Annotated in this window: 14 protein-coding genes; 7 read left to right on the top strand and 7 right to left on the bottom strand. The window is 31.9% G+C overall.

Translation table 11 applies throughout. The annotated features are described in order from the left end of the window. Positions 1 to 62 precede the first annotated feature (62 nt). The 4 genes from J8L88_RS16245 to ribB all read left to right on the top strand — a co-directional run bounded on the left by J8L88_RS16245 (position 63) and on the right by ribB (position 6,355). Positions 63 to 2,537: a DNA translocase FtsK gene (locus J8L88_RS16245; RefSeq protein ID WP_211061277.1), complete on the top strand. Its 2,475-nt coding sequence runs from the start codon at positions 63 to 65 to the stop codon at positions 2,535 to 2,537. A gap of 45 nt (positions 2,538 to 2,582) precedes the next feature. Continuing rightward, positions 2,583 to 3,218: an outer membrane lipoprotein carrier protein LolA gene (locus tag J8L88_RS16240; protein WP_118386529.1), complete on the top strand. Its 636-nt coding sequence runs from the start codon at positions 2,583 to 2,585 to the stop codon at positions 3,216 to 3,218. A 143-nt stretch (positions 3,219 to 3,361) separates the two neighbouring features. Continuing rightward, the gene (locus tag J8L88_RS16235) at positions 3,362 to 5,134 is read left to right on the top strand and encodes an LptF/LptG family permease (protein ID WP_371813677.1); all 1,773 of its coding nucleotides are present in this window, start codon (positions 3,362 to 3,364) and stop codon (positions 5,132 to 5,134) included. A 69-nt stretch (positions 5,135 to 5,203) separates the two neighbouring features. Beyond that, positions 5,204 to 6,355, top strand: a complete 1,152-nt coding sequence (gene ribB, locus J8L88_RS16230; RefSeq protein WP_211061275.1) for a 3,4-dihydroxy-2-butanone-4-phosphate synthase — start codon at positions 5,204 to 5,206, stop codon at positions 6,353 to 6,355. Positions 6,356 to 6,369: 14 nt separating this feature from the next. Here ribB and J8L88_RS16225 read toward each other — a convergent pair whose 3' ends face one another. From J8L88_RS16225 to J8L88_RS16215, 3 genes are all read right to left on the bottom strand, one after another. Next, positions 6,370 to 7,560 (bottom strand): DegT/DnrJ/EryC1/StrS aminotransferase family protein, encoded by a 1,191-nt coding sequence (locus tag J8L88_RS16225; RefSeq protein WP_118386526.1) that lies wholly within the window; start codon positions 7,558 to 7,560, stop codon positions 6,370 to 6,372. Between the two features lie 84 nt (positions 7,561 to 7,644). Beyond that, positions 7,645 to 8,100 (bottom strand): thioredoxin family protein, encoded by a 456-nt coding sequence (locus J8L88_RS16220; RefSeq protein ID WP_211061274.1) that lies wholly within the window; start codon positions 8,098 to 8,100, stop codon positions 7,645 to 7,647. A 71-nt stretch (positions 8,101 to 8,171) separates the two neighbouring features. Beyond that, entirely contained in the window at positions 8,172 to 8,801 is a 630-nt protein-coding gene (locus J8L88_RS16215; RefSeq protein WP_211061273.1) for an NAD(P)H-dependent oxidoreductase, read from the bottom strand. A 91-nt stretch (positions 8,802 to 8,892) separates the two neighbouring features. On the opposite strand from J8L88_RS16215, the gene J8L88_RS16210 reads away from it, so the two are divergent. Then, positions 8,893 to 9,288: an acyl-CoA thioesterase gene (locus J8L88_RS16210; RefSeq protein ID WP_027392852.1), complete on the top strand. Its 396-nt coding sequence runs from the start codon at positions 8,893 to 8,895 to the stop codon at positions 9,286 to 9,288. Positions 9,289 to 9,344: 56 nt separating this feature from the next. Here J8L88_RS16210 and nhaC read toward each other — a convergent pair whose 3' ends face one another. Next, positions 9,345 to 10,829, bottom strand: a complete 1,485-nt coding sequence (nhaC, locus tag J8L88_RS16205) for a Na+/H+ antiporter NhaC (protein WP_027392851.1) — start codon at positions 10,827 to 10,829, stop codon at positions 9,345 to 9,347. Positions 10,830 to 11,793: 964 nt separating this feature from the next. Here nhaC and J8L88_RS16200 point away from each other — a divergent pair. Beyond that, complete coding sequence (locus J8L88_RS16200) at positions 11,794 to 12,474, top strand: type II CAAX prenyl endopeptidase Rce1 family protein (RefSeq protein WP_233557438.1); 681 nt, start codon at positions 11,794 to 11,796, stop codon at positions 12,472 to 12,474. Here the strand turns inward: J8L88_RS16200 and J8L88_RS16195 are convergent. From J8L88_RS16195 to J8L88_RS16185, 3 genes are read right to left on the bottom strand one after another with little or no spacing between them, the layout of a single operon-like run. Then, positions 12,471 to 13,043 (bottom strand): non-canonical purine NTP diphosphatase, encoded by a 573-nt coding sequence (locus J8L88_RS16195; RefSeq protein ID WP_211061272.1) that lies wholly within the window; start codon positions 13,041 to 13,043, stop codon positions 12,471 to 12,473. The two genes, J8L88_RS16200 and J8L88_RS16195, sit on opposite strands and share 4 nt — an antisense overlap. Positions 13,044 to 13,072: 29 nt before the next feature. Further along, positions 13,073 to 13,597: an HAD family hydrolase gene (locus tag J8L88_RS16190; protein WP_027392848.1), complete on the bottom strand. Its 525-nt coding sequence runs from the start codon at positions 13,595 to 13,597 to the stop codon at positions 13,073 to 13,075. Beyond that, positions 13,581 to 14,345, bottom strand: coding sequence for a Rossmann-like and DUF2520 domain-containing protein (locus J8L88_RS16185; RefSeq protein WP_027392847.1), 765 nt, complete (start codon positions 14,343 to 14,345; stop codon positions 13,581 to 13,583). Before J8L88_RS16185 ends, J8L88_RS16190 begins: the two co-directional genes overlap by 17 nt. A gap of 132 nt (positions 14,346 to 14,477) precedes the next feature. Here J8L88_RS16185 and ccsA point away from each other — a divergent pair, with 132 nt between their 5' ends. Beyond that, positions 14,478 to 17,672, top strand: a complete 3,195-nt coding sequence (gene ccsA, locus J8L88_RS16180) for a cytochrome c biogenesis protein CcsA (protein WP_211061271.1) — start codon at positions 14,478 to 14,480, stop codon at positions 17,670 to 17,672. Positions 17,673 to 17,699: the final 27 nt, after the last annotated feature.

The following is a 17,699-nucleotide window of genomic DNA, read 5'->3' as shown; positions in this document are numbered from 1 at the left end:
TTTTTTTCCATTTTTACGTTCCAATATAGATATTCGTATTTTTGCGATAACACATCCAAAAAATGGCAAAAAAAAAGGTAACAACAAAAAGGAAAACTTCAAAAAAAACCAAAACTCCTTTAAAAGAAAAACTAACCTTATCCAGACAACAAAAAGTTATTTTGGGTAGTTTCTTGTTTTTTTTGGGGATTGCATTATTCTTTGCATTTGTATCATTTTTCTTTAATTGGAAAATAGATCAAAGCGAAATATCTCAATTTCCAAATAGGACTTCTTCTGCTAAAAACTGGCTAAGTATATCTGGAGCAAAAGTTAGTGACTTTTTTATTTTTAGAGGGTTCGGTATTTCTGCGATAATAATTCCAGTATTAATTTCTTTATCCGGAGTTTATTTGTTTTTTGATTTAAACAAAAAGAAGCTTGCTGGGTTTTGGTTTTGGGGAACCTTGGTGATGCTATGGATTTCTGTGATTTTTGGTTTTGTGCAAAAAGAAAGTGGATTATTTGCAGGAGTAATTGGGTTCGAAATTAATGATTTGATGCAGGACTATATTGGTTTTATAGGAACCGTACTAGTTCTAGCTTTTTTTGCTATTGTTTATATAGTTGTTCGTTTGCGTTATACTCCGGAAAAAATTTCAGCTTCTTTAAGAAAAACTCAAACGGAAATTACAAGGGATTATGAATCTGCTAAAAAGATAAATGGTTCTAGGGCTAAAAGAAAAGAAAATAAAGAGATAGTATCAGATAAAGAAAATATATCTGCAGGTGATACTAAAGAACTATCATTAGATACGCCTGTATTGGAAAAAGTTAAAACATCAACTGAAACTAAGACGGCTACCAATTATGCAAAAACAACGGTAAATGAGTTTTTCGGTAATCCAAAAAATCAATCTGATGAAATTCCGGAAAAATTAATTATCAAATCAGAGGATAACCCCGAAGACATAGCTATGGAGGTTGAGACCGTGGTGGAAGAAGAGGAAGTTGAAAATTTAAGTGCTAAACTGGTGAAAGATTTTGGTGAGTTTGATCCAAAATTAGAACTAGGTAACTTTAAGTTCCCTACTATTGAGTTATTAAAAGATTATTCAATCCAAAACGGAGGAATAACGATTGATCAAGGTGAGTTAGAAGAAAATAAAAATCGTATTGTAGAAACATTAAAAAATTACAAGATAGAAATTGCTCAGATTAAAGCTACTGTTGGTCCTACAGTTACACTGTATGAAATAGTTCCAGAAGCTGGTATCCGTATTTCTAAAATTAAAAATTTAGAAGATGATATAGCCCTTTCTTTAGCTGCTTTAGGAATAAGGATTATTGCTCCGATTCCGGGTAAAGGAACTATTGGTATTGAAGTACCTAATAAAAAATCGACAATTGTTTCTATGAGATCTGCGATCGCATCCTCTAAGTTTCAGGGAGCAGAGATGGAGCTTCCTTTATCTTTAGGGAAAACAATTTCTAATGAGACGTTTGTTGTTGATTTAGCCAAAATGCCTCACTTATTAATGGCAGGAGCAACTGGACAAGGTAAATCAGTAGGTTTAAATGCTATCTTAACATCTCTGTTGTATAAAAAACACCCAGCAGAAGTTAAGTTTGTTCTAGTAGATCCTAAAAAAGTAGAACTTACCTTATTCAATAAAATAGAACGACATTATTTGGCCAAACTACCAGATGCAGAAGAAGCTATTATTACCGATAATAATAAGGTGATTAATACATTGAATTCTCTTTGTATAGAAATGGATGCTCGGTACGATTTACTTAAAAATGCAATGGTACGTAATATTAAGGAGTACAATACTAAGTTTAGGGCTAGGAAATTAAATCCAGAAAATGGACATAAGTTTTTACCTTATATAGTGCTTGTAGTAGATGAGTTTGCGGATCTTATTATGACCGCAGGTAAAGAGGTAGAAACACCAATTGCTAGATTAGCACAATTGGCAAGGGCTATTGGGATACATTTAATTATTGCAACTCAAAGACCTTCTGTAAATGTAATTACAGGTATGATTAAAGCAAATTTTCCTGCAAGAATTGCTTTTAGGGTAACATCCAAAATTGATTCTCGTACTATTTTAGATACCGGTGGTGCAGATCAATTAATTGGTCGAGGGGATATGTTATATACACAAGGTAATGACTTGGTTAGGATTCAATGTGCCTTTGTAGATACGCCAGAAGTAGAAAGGATTACAGAGTACATAGGAAGCCAAAAAGCGTATCCAGATGCTCACTTATTACCCGAATATTCTGGAGAAGAAAGTGGCACAAGTCTTGATATAGATGTAAAAGATAGAGATAAACTTTTTAATGAAGCAGCAGAAGTTATTGTCACAGCACAGCAAGGTTCGGCGTCTTTATTACAAAGAAAACTTAAATTAGGTTATAATCGAGCAGGAAGATTAATTGATCAATTAGAAGCAGCTGGTATTGTTGGCCCTTTTGAAGGGAGCAAAGCGAGGCAAGTTTTAGTAACAGATTTAATTGCTTTAAAACAATTGTTAGACGCTGAAAAGTAATTAAATTATATAAAAGAGTTTTTTAAATACAATAGAAATACATAGATGATACATAGAATATTTTTTTTAGTAGTAACACTTTTTATAGCAAATACTCAAGCACAAGATGCTAAAAAACTTTTGGATGAGGTGTCCACTAAAGTAAAGAGTTATGATAATATAGTTATTGGGTTTAAATATGCACTTAATAACCCAGCAGAAAATGTTTCTCAAGAAACAAGAGGTGATGTAACTCTTTTGGGAGAAAAGTACTTATTAAATTTAATGGGAACGGAGCAAATGTATGATGGTAAGAAATTGCATATGATAGTTCCTGAGGATGAAGAAATAAATATTTCTTCTCAGAGTGCCGAAGATGAATCCAGTGTAACACCTTCTAAAATGCTTACTTTTTACGAAGATGGTTATACTTCTAAGTTAGATATTGTACAAGATGTACAAGGAAGAAAGATTCAATTTGTGAAATTGATCCCTATTGATTCTAATAGTGAATTAAAAGAGATTTTATTAGGTGTAGATAAGCAAACAAAACATATTTATAAATTAATTTTGATGCAAAATAATGGGACTAATATTACAATTACAGTAAATAGTTTTAAAACAAATCAACCATTATCAAAAACATTATTTGTTTTTGATGAATCAAAATATGCTAATTATTATATCAATCGTTTAGATTAGTGATATATTTATAGCCTGATATTAATAACAATTTACATCCCGAAGATTTCGGGATTTATTTTATAGACGAATAGGTGAAAATACTTGACAGATATATTCTAACGACTTTTTTAAAGACTTTTTTCCCACTCTTTATTATCATTATGTTTATTCTTTTATTGCAAACAATCTGGTTATTTATATCGGAGTTAGCGGGAAAGGATTTAGATTTTGCAGTAATAATAAAGTTTTTAACATATGCTACTCCTAGATTAATACCAATGGTATTGCCATTGACTATTCTTCTTACATCGATAATGATATTTGGTAATTTTGCAGAAAACTATGAGTTTGCCGCAATGAAATCATCTGGGATATCATTGCAGAGAGCTATGAGAACATTAGCTGTTTTTATATTTTTTGTGGGTATTGGAGCGTTTTTATTTTCCAATACTGTAATTCCTAATTCCGAACGTAAGTTTGTTAACCTGCGTAAAAATATAGTAAAAGTCAAACCCGCTATGGTGATTACTCCCAATCAGTTTAATGATTTGGGAGATATAAATATACGTGTATCAGAAAAATATGGGGATAATGATCAATTTTTAAAAGATGTGATCATTCATAAAAAAGGTGCAAGACTTGGTAATTTTACAGTAATAAAAGCTACCGATGGTGAATTGCAAGGAAGTATTGATTCTGATTTGATTACACTTATCTTAAATGATGGGAATTATTATGAAGAGGTGCAACCAAAATCTCCCAAGAAAAGAAAAAAACTACCATTCGCTAAAACACATTTTAAACAATATATATTAAATATAGATTTATCGTCTTTGGATAATGTTGATATGGATGCCCAGCAATATAGTAAAGGGTTTAATATGTTAAATGTAAATGGACTAAGACAACAAATAGATACGTTATCTATTCAGGTAAATCAAGAGAATATTGCTACCGAGGATGATGTAAATCGAAGAAACGGTTTTAAAGAGTTAAATAGGAATCTAAAAATAGATACCTTAAAAAAAGCAACAAAGGATACTATAGATTTAATAAATGATCGATTTAGTGTCAAGCAAAAGTCTCAAATATATAATTTGGCATTTTCTAACGTTGATGGAGTCATAAGAAGACTTCAAACAGCTAAAAGAACATTAGATGTTAAAAAGAGAGCACTTAATAAGTATGAAATGTCATTACATGATAAGTACGCTCTAGGCATAGCTTGTATTTTACTGTTTTTTGTAGGAGCTCCATTAGGTGCGATTATAAGAAAAGGAGGATTAGGGTTGCCAATTGTTATTGGAGTGGTCTTGTTTCTAACATATCATTTTATTGGAATCTTTGCTAAGAACGGGGCAGAAGAAGGAGGGATTCCTCCATTTGTTGGATCTTGGTTGTCTACGTTTATTATTTTTCCACTTAGTATTTTCCTTACGTATAGAGCTACTAGAGATAGGGGATTAGCGAGTTTTGATATGTTAGTACAACCTATTCGAGATTTTTTTGAAAAGAGATCCGATAAAAAGAATAAAAATAAAAGTTTATCGATTAATCAAGAAATTGATGTAGAGATAGATCAAAATACTCTTATTGAGGTTGAGAAAAATAAAATAAATTTTCAAGAAAATTCTTCGTTAGTATTTGCATTGTTTTTACTATTGTTAATAGTAAATATTGTAATTATGTTGATCTCAAAGGATGCTGGTGGCAATAAAACAATGCTATTAATTTTTAATGGTCTAGGTGTAATCTCGTATATCGTCTTTTTGGTTAAATCATATGTTAATCTGAAAAGTTTTTATACAAAACTTGAAGGGTTAATAGAGAAACCATCCTTGATTATTTTTCTAATTATTGGTATTCCATTATTTCCAATACTATATTTTTTCTATAATAAAAGATTAAATAAAGATCTTAAGAAAATCAGATAATTAGTGGATACTATTCCATTTGATAATTATATAAAGTACCTTTGCTTTTAAATTAAGAATTGTATTGCTATGTCACAAGTTACTGAGACTAAAAACAAGTTAAAACTGAATACTATCCAAGAAGCTATAGAGGATATTCGCCAAGGAAAGGTGATTATTGTGGTTGATGATGAAGATAGAGAGAATGAAGGAGATTTTCTTGCAGCAGCGGAAAAAGTTACTCCAGAAATGATCAATTTTATGGCAACTCATGGGAGAGGGTTAATTTGTACTCCAATAACAGAACAGCGTTGTGAAGACCTCAAACTAAATATGATGGTCGATAATAATACGGATCCTATGGAAACTGCTTTTACAATTTCTGTGGATCTTAAAGGTAATGGTGTTACTACAGGAATTTCTGCGAGTGATCGAGCTAAAACCGTAAAAGCTTTGATTGACTCGGACACTAAATCTTATGATTTAGCAAGACCTGGACATATTTTTCCATTAAAAGCAAAAGAAGGTGGTGTTTTACGACGAACAGGACATACAGAAGCGGCAATTGATTTTGCAAGATTAGCAGGATTGGAACCTGCTGGTGTTATTGTAGAGATTATGAATGAGGATGGTACAATGGCAAGACTTCCAGAATTAGTAGAAGTTGCTAAAAAGTATGATCTTAAGTTAGTTTCTATTGAGGATTTAGTTGCGTATCGCATGCAGCACGATTCGCTAATAGAAAAGAAAGAAGATTTTGATATTGTAACACGTTTTGGGAGTTTTAGATTAAGAGCTTATAAGCAGACTACTAATAGTCAGATTCATATAGCATTAACAAAAGGAAGTTGGTCAGATAATGAACCCGTACTTACTCGCATCAATTCTACATTATTTAATAATGATATTCTTGGTACTTTGACCAACAATGCTGATAAGCGTTTAGACGCTATGTTCACTCGTATTAATAAAGAAGGTAAAGGTGCAATTGTTTTTATTAATCAAGAAAGTCAGTCGTTTAATTTATTAAACAGATTAAAAGCGTTAAATGAAACGCAGAATGGAAGCGATATCGTTAAAGCACCGAAAATAGCAATGGATAGCAAGGATTTTGGTATAGGTGCTCAAATCTTACACGACCTAAATATTCATAAACTTAGATTAGTGTCTAACTCTGTTCAACAAAAACGTGTTGGAATGATAGGGTACGGATTAGAAATAGTAGAATATGTGAACTACTAGGAAACAGTCCTTTTTTATAATATACTTTGTAGAGCTTCAATCATTTTTGAAGCTCTTTCTTTTACCTCTGCTTCGGACCAACCTACTTTTATTAAACAAGAAATTGTTCTACCCATCCAGGCATCACTAGCATCAAAAGATTGATTATTTCTTTGTAAACCATCTAGTTGTGCTTGCGATAACGCATTTAACGATGTAGGCTGTAATAGATGTTCCCACTTTTTATAATAGTGCCAGTTATTATCGAACCAATAAAAACAGGCATCTACACCATGACTGCCAAGGGTTTTGTGTCCTTTTCTTGCTAGTTCTTCAGAAGGTAAGAATATATTTAAAAAAGCATAACTTTCAATTCCAGTCTCGGGAACTCGTCTAAAGCTTACTTGTGGCATCTCTGATAAAGCCTCTCGAAGAATTGAATAATTTTTTTCTTGAATAGCTATAGTTTGATCTAATTTTCTTAATTGAGCAATACCAACTGCAGCATTCAATTCAGAAAGCCTGTAATTGTATCCCAAAAAGGGGTGTGTTTCTGCTCCACGATCGTTACCAACGTGATCATGTCCATGATCTTGATATTTATGAGCATTATCAGCGTATGTTTTAGAATTGGTGATCAATCCACCACCCTCTCCACAGGTAACAGTTTTTACATAATCAAAAGAAAAACATCCTAAATCACCATAACTACCTAATGGTTTACTATCATAACTACCTCCAATTGCTTGGCATGCATCTTCTAAAAGGATTAAATTGTTCTCTTCGCAGATTACTTTTAAGGCCTTTAGATCAGCCATAGAACCACACATATGAACGGGCATGACCGCCTTAGTTTTTGATGTAATTGCAGCCTTTACCGCCTCAGGATTTAAAGTTAATGTATCATCAATATCACATAAGATAGGAGTAGCTCCAACAGAAAGGATTGCTTCAAAACTAGCTACAAAAGTAAAGGTAGGCATGATTACTTCATCACCTGATCCAATACCAGCAGAGGCTAAAGCCACTGTAAGAGCTGCAGTACCACTAGATACTACTTGAGCATATTTCGTTTGCATTTTTGCAGCTAAATCTCTTTCAAGTTCTAAAGCTTTATAGTGTCCATTACGATTCCCGTCAAAACCATAACGCATTAAAACTCCATTGTCTAATACATCTTGAACTTCTTTTTTTTCTTCAGCTCCAAATAGCTCGAATCCAGGCATAGGTGAGGTGTTAAATTAAAAACTCTTTTCGGCAAAAATACCGAAAAGAGTTTTGATTATATAGTGTATGCTTTATCTTTTTATTTAGTAATTCTCAATAATCATGGTAACAAAACTAAAGTATCTAGCAGGATCTCTAAGAGAAGCACTATAGGAGCCTTGTTTACCAAGTAGTTTCCCTTTATGATTTAGTGCAATTATATTAGGAAACCCACCTTCCTTATTATATTTAGCTAGTAGTTTTTTATTTGCTTTTAATTGTTCCTCAGAAATTACATCCATTCTTCTCGGAATATCTACTTTTAATAAAATTAATCTTTTTGATAGTTCCTTAAATCTCATGGTACTAAAAAAATCTTCTTCAAGCATAATACAAGGAGCACACCAATCACTACCTGTAAAATACATAAGAATTGGTTTCTTAGCATCTTTAGAAATTTCTTTAGCAGTTTCAAAATCATTTAACCAGTACAACTCACTATTTTGAGCAAATACAGACGTTGTAGCGATTAATGATAAAAAAAGAACTATTTTTTTCATTTTTTATTAAGTTTTAGGTGCAACAAAAATATAACATTTTTAAGACACCAAATATCCTGCCAAGTATTTGATTACAATGTAATGACGGTTTCATTAATAGAACGTCTTACTTTTTTTAAATCAGCAAACATATCATCTTTAGATCGATATCCAACGGGTAGAACTAAAACAGAAGTTAACCCCAATTGAGTAAGATTCAGAATTTCGTCATATTTTTCAGAAATAAAACCTTCCATAGGACAGGCATCTATTTTTTCTGTTGCGCATACGGTTAACAGATTTCCCATAGCTAAATATGCTTGTTTTGCTGCCCAATTAGAAATTTCATCCGCACTTTTTTTTCCAAAAGAATCTATCAGTTGCTCTTTAAAAGGTTTTAATATTTCCTCGGGAGTATCTCTTATTGCTTTTACATTATCAAAATATTTTGTGATATATGCTTCACCTACTGTGTTTTCAATACAAAAAATTAAGATATGGGATGCATCCGCTACTTGTTGTTGGTTCCAAGAATGTGCGGTAAGTTCTTTTTGGATTTCCTTATCATTTAAAACTACTAGTTTTAAAGGCTGCAATCCATAAGAAGTGGCAGTCAGGTTAAAAGCTGTAGTAAGTATATCAATTTTCTCTTGTGGCAGTTTACGAGTATTGTCAAACTTTTTTGTTGCATATCGCCATTGAAGGCTTTCAATAATTTCCATCCTAGAATTTTAAAAAATATAGGACAAAGATAAAGGTATAACAAGTATCTTTATTCATTAAAATGATAAGAAAAAACTATATAACTATTGTATGAATACTATTGATGAATTAATCAAAAAATCAGAAACCAGAATCTTTAAGGCTGTTTTTCCTAATACAACCAATCATTATGAAACTTTATTCGGTGGAACTGCGTTACAGTTAATGGATGAGGTTTCTTTCATCTGTGCTACCCGTTTTAGTAGGAAAAAAGTTGTGACGATTTCTACAGGGAAAATTGATTTTGAAAAACCTATTCCAGAGGGCACTATTATAGAGCTTGTAGCTAAGGTTCAAGAAGTAGGTAGAACTAGTTGTATGGTAAAAGTTGATATTTATAAAGAAGAGATGTATAACTATGATCGTGAGATAGCAGTTTCGGGGTTGTTTAAATTTGTAGCAATTGATAATGATAAAAAGCCGATCCCTATTATTGATAAAAATTGAAAAATTAAAAAAGCGCACTCTTTATTGAATGCGCTTTTTTATTATGATATATATTGTTATTTATCCCCTAATTGTTTAATTTTTATTCTGAAAGCAGCAAAAAGTAATGTTGTAAATGGACTAAGCCAATTGAAGATTGCAAAAAAGAAATAATCTACGACAGGAACACCTAAAACACCACTTTGATAAGCTCCGCAGGTATTCCATGGAACTAATACTGAAGTCACTGTTCCGGAGTCTTCTAAAGTTCTACTCAAATTTTCTGGGGCAAGCCCTTTATCTTTAAATGCTTTGGCATACATTCTTCCTGGTACTACAATTGCTAAATATTGGTCAGAAGCAGTAAGATTTAATGCTAAACAACTAGCTACAGTACTGGCAAATAATCCAAATACAGAGTCAAATAAACTTAATAAAGCTTTGCTAATTCTGGCTAAAGCACCAATAGCATCCATAACACCGCCAAAAACCATAGCGCAAACAATTAGCCAAATGGTACCGAGCATTCCGGACATTCCACCGGCTGTAAATAGATCATTTAATTCTTTACTAGAAGTCTCAACAGCTGTATCTACTGTCATTGCTTTCATTACACCTATATATGCAGAATTGAAATCAAGTTTTTCGGATCCAGCGATATTTATAACGATGTCGGGTTGGGCAATAATAGCAGCAATAGCTCCTAATAATGTACCAGCTAATAAGGCAATTAAAGGAGGCGTCTTTTTTATAATAAGACCAATAACAATAATTGGTACAATAAACAACCAAGGCGAAATTGTAAATGCGCTTTTTATTGCTTCTAATTGTTGCCCAATTTCTGGAGTTCCAGAAGTATCCAATGTAAGTCCTATAATAATAAATATAATAAGGGTAACTATAACAGTTGGTACTGTAGTATAGGTCATATATTTTATATGCGAAAATAATTCTCCTCCTGCCATTGCAGGAGCTAGATTAGTAGTATCTGATAATGGAGACATTTTATCACCAAAATATGCTCCAGAAATAACAGCACCTGCAGTCATACCAAGTGAAATACCTAAGGTATCGCCAATTCCTATAAGTGCAATACCCACAGTAGCTGATGTAGTCCAAGAACTACCGGTAGCAATAGAAATAATGGCACAGATAATTACACAAGCAGCCAGAAAAATGGTAGGATTAAGAATTTGTAAACCATAATAAATCATTGTAGGGATAATACCACTAATTAACCAAGTTCCTGCTAACGAACCCACCATAAGAAGTATTAACAAAGCACCAGTAGTTGATTTAACATTTCGAGCAACTTCCTCCATCATCTGTTTGTAAGAGACTTTATTAAAAAAACCAACGATGGCAGCAACCGCTGCTCCTAGAAGTAAAATAAATTGATTACTTCCACTTAAGGCATCATCACCAAAAGCAAAATAAACATTGTAAAATAACATTCCTACTAAGGCAATAATCGGAATTAATGCTTCCCAAATATTTAATTCTCTATTCTCAATAATTTCTTCACTTTGGGGACCAGTGGGATTGATATTTTGACTTTCCATACGTTGTATTCGAAATTTTAAGGATGTAATGTTACGATATTAATAAAATTTATGCAATGTATTTTTTTGTTTGGTTATAAAAACACTTTGGTTTTCGGCTATTTAAAAACATTTTGTGTTTTTTGTCGATTATATTTGTTTTTTGTCGATTAAATATATTATATTTGTATAAGGATATTTATAAAAAAAGTATTTATAAAGTACTTTTGAATCATCAGAAGAAAAGATATAAAGGAATTGAATATATAACGAGAGAGAAAAATTGGAATTATTTGTTTACGTTTTTTTGCCCCAACAAATTTAATTTCCCCCAAGATTGAATTTGACAAATTATAAGCCTCATTAATGAGGCTTTTTTGTGCGTATTACTTTCTGTTAATTATTGATTTAAATAATCTATTTTTTTATCGATTTTTTTTGCTTTTAATCGATGTTTTGTTGTTTGTTTATCTATTGTTATCTATGAAAGTTAAATGTTAATAGTATTTTTGAAATGTAAAAAAAGAGTAATTACTGAATAGAATTAGTTTTAATGTTACCTCTATGTTTAAGTACCTTTTTTTGCCCCAAAATTTATTTCGCCCCCAATGCTAATAAGCCTCTAACCTCAGGAGGCTTTTTTATTATTTAAGTTTACATGTATCTTCCTTGTAGTGTTTTGCAGTGATAAAATGTTTCATATCAAAGTATAAGGTGAGTAGTAATTAGTAATCTTGCGTTTTATCGATTAAAAATGCTTTTTATCGATATTATTTAATTTTTGTAAAATAGCTTTATCGCCTTTTTCTGATATAGCATGTATCTTTGAAGTGTTGTTAATGATTGATATAACATGAATTAGTTTTAAGGTATTCTTGGAATACCGAAGTTTGATTACCCCAAAATTGTAAATCGAATAGACCCCAAAATTTGATTTCCCTAAACAAAAGCCTCTTGCCCAGAGGCTTTTTTTATTTGTTAAAAAATGATTTGTTTCATTTTTTATCCAGAAATTAGTGAAAAATTAATATTGATGCAACCTACTTTTACTAGAGGAATTGAGCTGTTCTTTTTATTCGTTTTACTTCCGGTTAGTTTTTTATTTACCTATCCAACTCCTATAAAAGTTGGTTTAACTGTTGCTGGATTTGTATACATTCTTATTCATTTAAGAAAATCTAAACTTCTTAAAATAAAATTCCCAGATAAAACTTTTTGGAAGCCGTTTTGGAAAGAAACGGTCGTTAAACTAGCTATTATTGTGGTGGTTACTAGTTTGTATGTTTTTTGGGTTGCTCCCGATAAGTTATTTTCGGTTTTAATAAAGAAACCTATGTTATGGGGTGTCATTTTAATTGTATATACCTTTCTATCTGTATGGCCACAGGAGGTTATTTATAGAACATTTTTTTATGATAGATATGAAAATTTGATAAAGAATAAATGGCTATTTATTTTTTTAAATGCAATTCTTTTTTCATTAGCGCATATTTTTTTAAGAAGCTTTCTTGTTCAGTTGCTTACTTTTTTAGGAGGACTTTTATTTGCATTTACATATCAAAGAACAAAATCAACCACATTAGTTTCTATCGAACATGCTATTTATGGAAACTGGCTCTTTACAGTTGGAATGGGTGATATGTTGGCATTTCCAGATGCAGGTTAATTATTTAAAAATATAATCAGTTTTTTTATGGCTATCGCCCTATGACTTATATTATTTTTTTCTTCAAGAGATAGTTCTGCGAAAGTTTCATCAAATCCATTAGGTAGAAAAACCGGATCATATCCAAAACCTTGATCTCCTCTTTTTTCCTTAGTTATGGTTCCTTTACAGATGCCAGTAAACGTATGTAGCCTATTATTAATGCTAAGTGCAATGACTGTTTTAAATTGTGCATTTCGATTTTCCTTTTCTTCTAAGTTTGTTAGAAGTTTCAGCATATTAGCATTAGAATCCTTTGCTTTTCCTGCATACCTAGCAGAATATACACCAGGTTCACCATCTAGACTATTAACTTGTAATCCCGTATCATCAGCAAAGCAATCATATCCATAATGTTCTTTGATATATTGAACTTTTTGAATAGCATTGCCTTCAATAGTTGGAGAAGTTTCCGGAATATCTTCAGTACAACCGATATCGGACAGGCTTAGTAGTTGAATGCGAGAGGGGATAAGCTCTTGTACCTCTTTTAGTTTATTTAGGTTGTTAGTAGCAAAGACTAATTTCATAGTATCTTTTTTATAAATGATAAAAGAGTTTACGCTTTGGCATTATAGTTAGCAACCCACTTTCCTTGTACTTTTAAGACTTGTTCAATAACATCTCTTACACAACCCTTCCCACCTTTTTTAAATGAAACATATTTTGAGGCTTCTTTTACTTCTGCCACTGCGTCTTGAGGACAGGTTGGTAATCCTACCATATTCATAACCGGTAAATCTGGGATATCGTCACCCATATACAAGACATTTTCCAGTTTTATGTTTTTGTTATCCGTATATTCATTAAGTTGCTCCACTTTATGATGAGCTCCTAAATAAATGTCCTTTATTTCAAGACCTTCTAACCTTTTTCTTACGCCTTCATTTTTTCCTCCAGATATAATACATACATTAAATCCTTGTTGAACTGCAGTTTTTAATGCATATCCATCTTTAATATTCATAGTTCTTAATAACTCTCCATCGGTATTAATTAATACTGTCCCATCGGTTAGAACCCCATCTATATCAAAAATAAAGGTGGTGATATGTTGTAGGTACTCTTTATAGCTCTTTTCCATATTTAGATTGTATTGCTTTGGTAAGTGTTTTGTATAGTTCTTTTTGTGAATTATTTTTAAGTATTTTAAGGTGTCGCTCAATCGTTTGGTAATCTTTACGAATAGCTGGTCCTGTTTGAGCATTTTGAGGTTCTATCTCAGTTATTTTTTTTGCAGTTTCCTGTATTAATGGATGTAAGATTTCAAAAGGAACTTCATTTTCTTTACAAATTTCATCTCCCACGGAAAACATATAATTTGTGAAATTATTTACAAATACAGCTGCGACGTGTAATACATTTCTTTGATCAGAATTAATATCATAGATTCTTTTTGATAATTGAGAGGCGATGTTTCTTAAAATTTGTTTGTCTTTTTCATTATCTGCTTCAATACAAAAAGGGATATTGCTAAAATCTACTTTTTTTGTAGCACTGAATGTTTGTAAAGGGTAGAAAACGCCTCGAGCATTTTTATCATTAATAGCAGCTATCGGAACGCTACCTGATGTATGAACAACTAATCTATTCTTAAAAGGTAATTTTTTTGAAACCTCTTCTATAGCATCATCACTTATCGCTAAGATGTATAGATCGGCTTTTTTTAAATTATTTAGAGAATCAGTAATAGATGCTTTTTTTTGATCTTTATGAATTAAAATTCCTTTTCGATTGTAACATTGTACTACTTCTGTCGATTTTTGATTTCGAAAAGCAGTATATAGATGTTGTGCTACATTTCCGGCACCAAGAATAACTACTGTAATCATTTGGCTAAAATAAGGAACATACTTTAAAAATTAGACAAGTTTTATAGTTCTGTTAAAACCAATAAATAGGATAATTAGAATGTCTGATTATCCTGCCAAAAACACTAAATTTGCCGAGCTAAAAAAATTACAATGCAAAAGAGGTTAGCAAGTATTTTATTTTCTACGAGATTAATGGCTGTTCTATTTTTAGTTTTTGCTGCTTCGATGGCGGTAGGAACATTTTTAGAAGATGGCTATGGTACAACTGCAGCAAGAATTTGGATCTATAACACCTGGTGGTTTGAAGCTATTATGGCTTTTTTTATGATTAATTTTTGTGGAAATATCGTACGATATAGGCTGTACAAAAAAGAAAAATGGGCGACTTTACTTTTGCACCTTTCTTTCATTTTAATTCTTCTAGGAGCTTTTATAACTAGATATATAAGTTATGAAGGTGTAATGCCAATACGAGAAGGAGAAACTACTTCAGAGTTTTTATCAGAACGTACATATTTAACAGTTTTTCTTGATGGAGAAATTAACGGAGAACCTCGTAGAAGACCAATTTCGGAACAATTAGAGTTGACTGAGGCTACCAATAATGATTTTACAATTAATACGGATTATAATAGTCAGCCTGTAACAATACAATATAGAGATTATATTACCGGTGCAGAAATGGGCTTAGTCGAGAAGGAAGATGGAGAGAATTATCTTAAGATCGTAGAAGCAGGTGATGGTAATAGACACGACCATTATTTAAAGGAAGGTGAAGTATCAAATATTCATAATATTTTAGTTGCTTTTAATATACCTACAAAAGGGGCTATTAATATAACATATAAGAATGATGAGTACTATATAGAATCTCCTTTTGAGGGATCTTATTTACGAATGGCTGATCAACAGCAAGGTTTAGTAATTAAAGATAGCGTTCAACCTCTTATGTTACGATCTTTATATCAAACCGCTGGAATGCAATTTGTAATTCCGGATCCAGTATTAACTGGAACATATGATGTGGTTCCAATTGAGATAAAAGATAAAGGACAGCAAGATGCACTTATTGTTGATGTTACTACTAACGGTGAAACCAAAGAAGTAAAGTTGTTAGGAGGGAAAGGGTATGCAAATGATATGCAGAAAATTTCTTTAGGCGGACTTGATATGTATTTTAGCTATGGTTCTAAGCGACTAGAGCTTCCTTTTGCGTTAAAATTAAATGATTTTATTGCAGAGAAGCAGCCAGGAACAGAAAAGGTATATAAATCTTTTATGAGTAAAGTAGATATTGTAGAAGAGAATGCGGCGCCTCAACCATATGATATTTTTATGAATCATGTCTTAGATCATAAAGGATATCGTTTTTTTCAAGCATCTTTTGATCCAGATGAAAAAGGAACGGTATTATCTGTAAATCATGATTATTGGGGAACTATGGTTACCTATGCTGGATATATGTTATTATACTTAGGATTAATGCTTATACTCTTCACAAAAGGATCAAGATTTAAGGATTTAGAACAGATGTTAAATAAAGTAAAGTCAAAAAAGAAAGAATTGACTCTTTTATTAACATTGTTTGTTTCAACATTTTCTTTTGCACAACAACAACAACAACAACAACAACAACAACAACAACAGGAAGAACCGAACCATGTAAATCATCTTCAGACTTTACCAAGTAAAGCTAAGTTAGATTCTATTATAAAAGCCAATGCTGTTGGCAAAGAGCACGCTGCGAAATTTGGTAGTATTATTATCCAAGATGAGCGAGGTAGAATGAAACCTGTAAATACATTCTCTTCAGAATTACTTCGTAAGTTAAGTAAAAAAGATACGTATGAGGGTTTAACGGCAGATCAGGTATTTGTATCTATGGTTGAGAACCCTTTTATATGGTATAGCATTCCTATTATTGAGATACAAAGAGAAAATGATAGTATTCGTAAGATTTTAGGGGTTTCGAAATCAGAGAGAAGAGTTTCTCTTATAGATTTAGTAGAACAAGATGGTTCTTATAAGTTAGATCCTTATTTAGAAAAAGCAAGTAGTACAAGTACACCAAGTAGTTTTGAAAAGGATTTCTTAAAAACGCACGAAAAATTCTATTTGTTAAATCAGGCTCTTGGAGGAGGAATTCTTAGAATTTTTCCGGTTCCTAATGACAAAGGAAATAAATGGGTATCAGTCCCGCAGTTAAATGAACACAAATTTACTGGAATGGATTCTGTTTATACTAGACAAATTATTCCTATTTATATACAGTCATTACAGGAAGCAAGAACTACGGGTGATTATAGCAAACCTGATCAGTATCTAGAAAGTATCAAAGCATTTCAAACAAAGTTTGGAAGCGAGGTAATGCCAACAGATGACAAAATACAAGCTGAGATAGCTCTTAATAAGTATGATATTTTTAGAACATTATATAGATACTATGGAATTATTAGTTTGCTATTTATTCTAATTATCATTTTTGGTATATTTTATTATAAAAATAAGTTTGTAAAAGTGTTGGTAAAAATCTTTATGGGAATTACTGTATTGATTTTTATGGTACATACATCTGGATTAATAATTAGATGGTATGTATCTGGTCACGCTCCTTGGAGTGATGCATATGAATCCATGATCTATGTAGCTTGGGCGACAATGGCGTTAGGATTAGCTTTTGGTAAAAAGAGTAACCTTACTGTTGCTGCAACTGGCTTTGTAGCTGCTATTATATTGTTTTTTGCACATGAGAATTGGACAGACCCAGCAATTGCAAATTTACAACCTGTTTTAGATTCATATTGGGTTTTAATTCACGTTTCCATTATTGTAGCCAGCTATGGACCTTTCTTTGTTGGTGCTATTCTAGGAATCCTTTCTTTATTATTAATGATATTGACCACTAAGTCTAACAAAAAGAGAATGGCTCTAAATATCAAAGAGATTACTATTATTAATGAAATGGCATTGACTATAGGTTTGGTGATGTTAACCATTGGTAATTTTCTTGGTGGTATGTGGGCCAATGAAAGTTGGGGGCGATATTGGGGCTGGGATCCAAAGGAAACTTGGGCTTTAGTTAGTATTATGGTATATGCTCTAGTAATACATATGCGATTAGTTCCTGGTTTGCGTGGTCGATGGTTTTTTAATCTGATGTCTGTATTTGCAGTTTCGTCTATTTTGATGACATATTTCGGAGTAAATTTCTATCTAAAAGGGTTACATTCTTATGCTAGCGGGGATCAGGTAGTGACGCCGACTGCAGTCTATTATAGTTTCGTTGTTTGGGCTATTTTAGGAGCTTTTTCTTATTGGAGATATAGTATACATTACAAGAAGTGATATTTTCTAAATAATTGTTTTTCATTG

This window comes from Aquimarina sp. MMG015, from assembly GCF_018100855.1.
GTDB lineage: Bacteria > Bacteroidota > Bacteroidia > Flavobacteriales > Flavobacteriaceae > Aquimarina > Aquimarina latercula.
The sequence above is the reverse complement of the archived record's forward strand: the minus strand, read 5'-3'. Positions and strand labels throughout refer to the sequence as shown.

Excerpts from the sequence above, each read along its gene's own strand:
- J8L88_RS16245 (WP_211061277.1), top strand. The coding sequence starts at position 63 with ATGGCAAAAAAAAAGGTAACAACAAAAAGGAAAACTTCAAAAAAAACC.
- J8L88_RS16240 (WP_118386529.1), top strand. The coding sequence starts at position 2,583 with ATGATACATAGAATATTTTTTTTAGTAGTAACACTTTTTATAGCAAAT.
- J8L88_RS16235 (WP_371813677.1), top strand. The coding sequence starts at position 3,362 with ATGTTTATTCTTTTATTGCAAACAATCTGGTTATTTATATCGGAGTTA.
- ribB (WP_211061275.1), top strand. The coding sequence starts at position 5,204 with ATGTCACAAGTTACTGAGACTAAAAACAAGTTAAAACTGAATACTATC.
- J8L88_RS16225 (WP_118386526.1), bottom strand. The coding sequence starts at position 7,560 with ATGCCTGGATTCGAGCTATTTGGAGCTGAAGAAAAAAAAGAAGTTCAA.
- J8L88_RS16220 (WP_211061274.1), bottom strand. The coding sequence starts at position 8,100 with ATGAAAAAAATAGTTCTTTTTTTATCATTAATCGCTACAACGTCTGTA.
- J8L88_RS16215 (WP_211061273.1), bottom strand. The coding sequence starts at position 8,801 with ATGGAAATTATTGAAAGCCTTCAATGGCGATATGCAACAAAAAAGTTT.
- J8L88_RS16210 (WP_027392852.1), top strand. The coding sequence starts at position 8,893 with ATGAATACTATTGATGAATTAATCAAAAAATCAGAAACCAGAATCTTT.
- nhaC (WP_027392851.1), bottom strand. The coding sequence starts at position 10,829 with ATGGAAAGTCAAAATATCAATCCCACTGGTCCCCAAAGTGAAGAAATT.
- J8L88_RS16200 (WP_233557438.1), top strand. The coding sequence starts at position 11,794 with ATGATTTGTTTCATTTTTTATCCAGAAATTAGTGAAAAATTAATATTG.
- J8L88_RS16195 (WP_211061272.1), bottom strand. The coding sequence starts at position 13,043 with ATGAAATTAGTCTTTGCTACTAACAACCTAAATAAACTAAAAGAGGTA.
- J8L88_RS16190 (WP_027392848.1), bottom strand. The coding sequence starts at position 13,597 with ATGGAAAAGAGCTATAAAGAGTACCTACAACATATCACCACCTTTATT.
- J8L88_RS16185 (WP_027392847.1), bottom strand. The coding sequence starts at position 14,345 with ATGATTACAGTAGTTATTCTTGGTGCCGGAAATGTAGCACAACATCTA.
- ccsA (WP_211061271.1), top strand. The coding sequence starts at position 14,478 with ATGCAAAAGAGGTTAGCAAGTATTTTATTTTCTACGAGATTAATGGCT.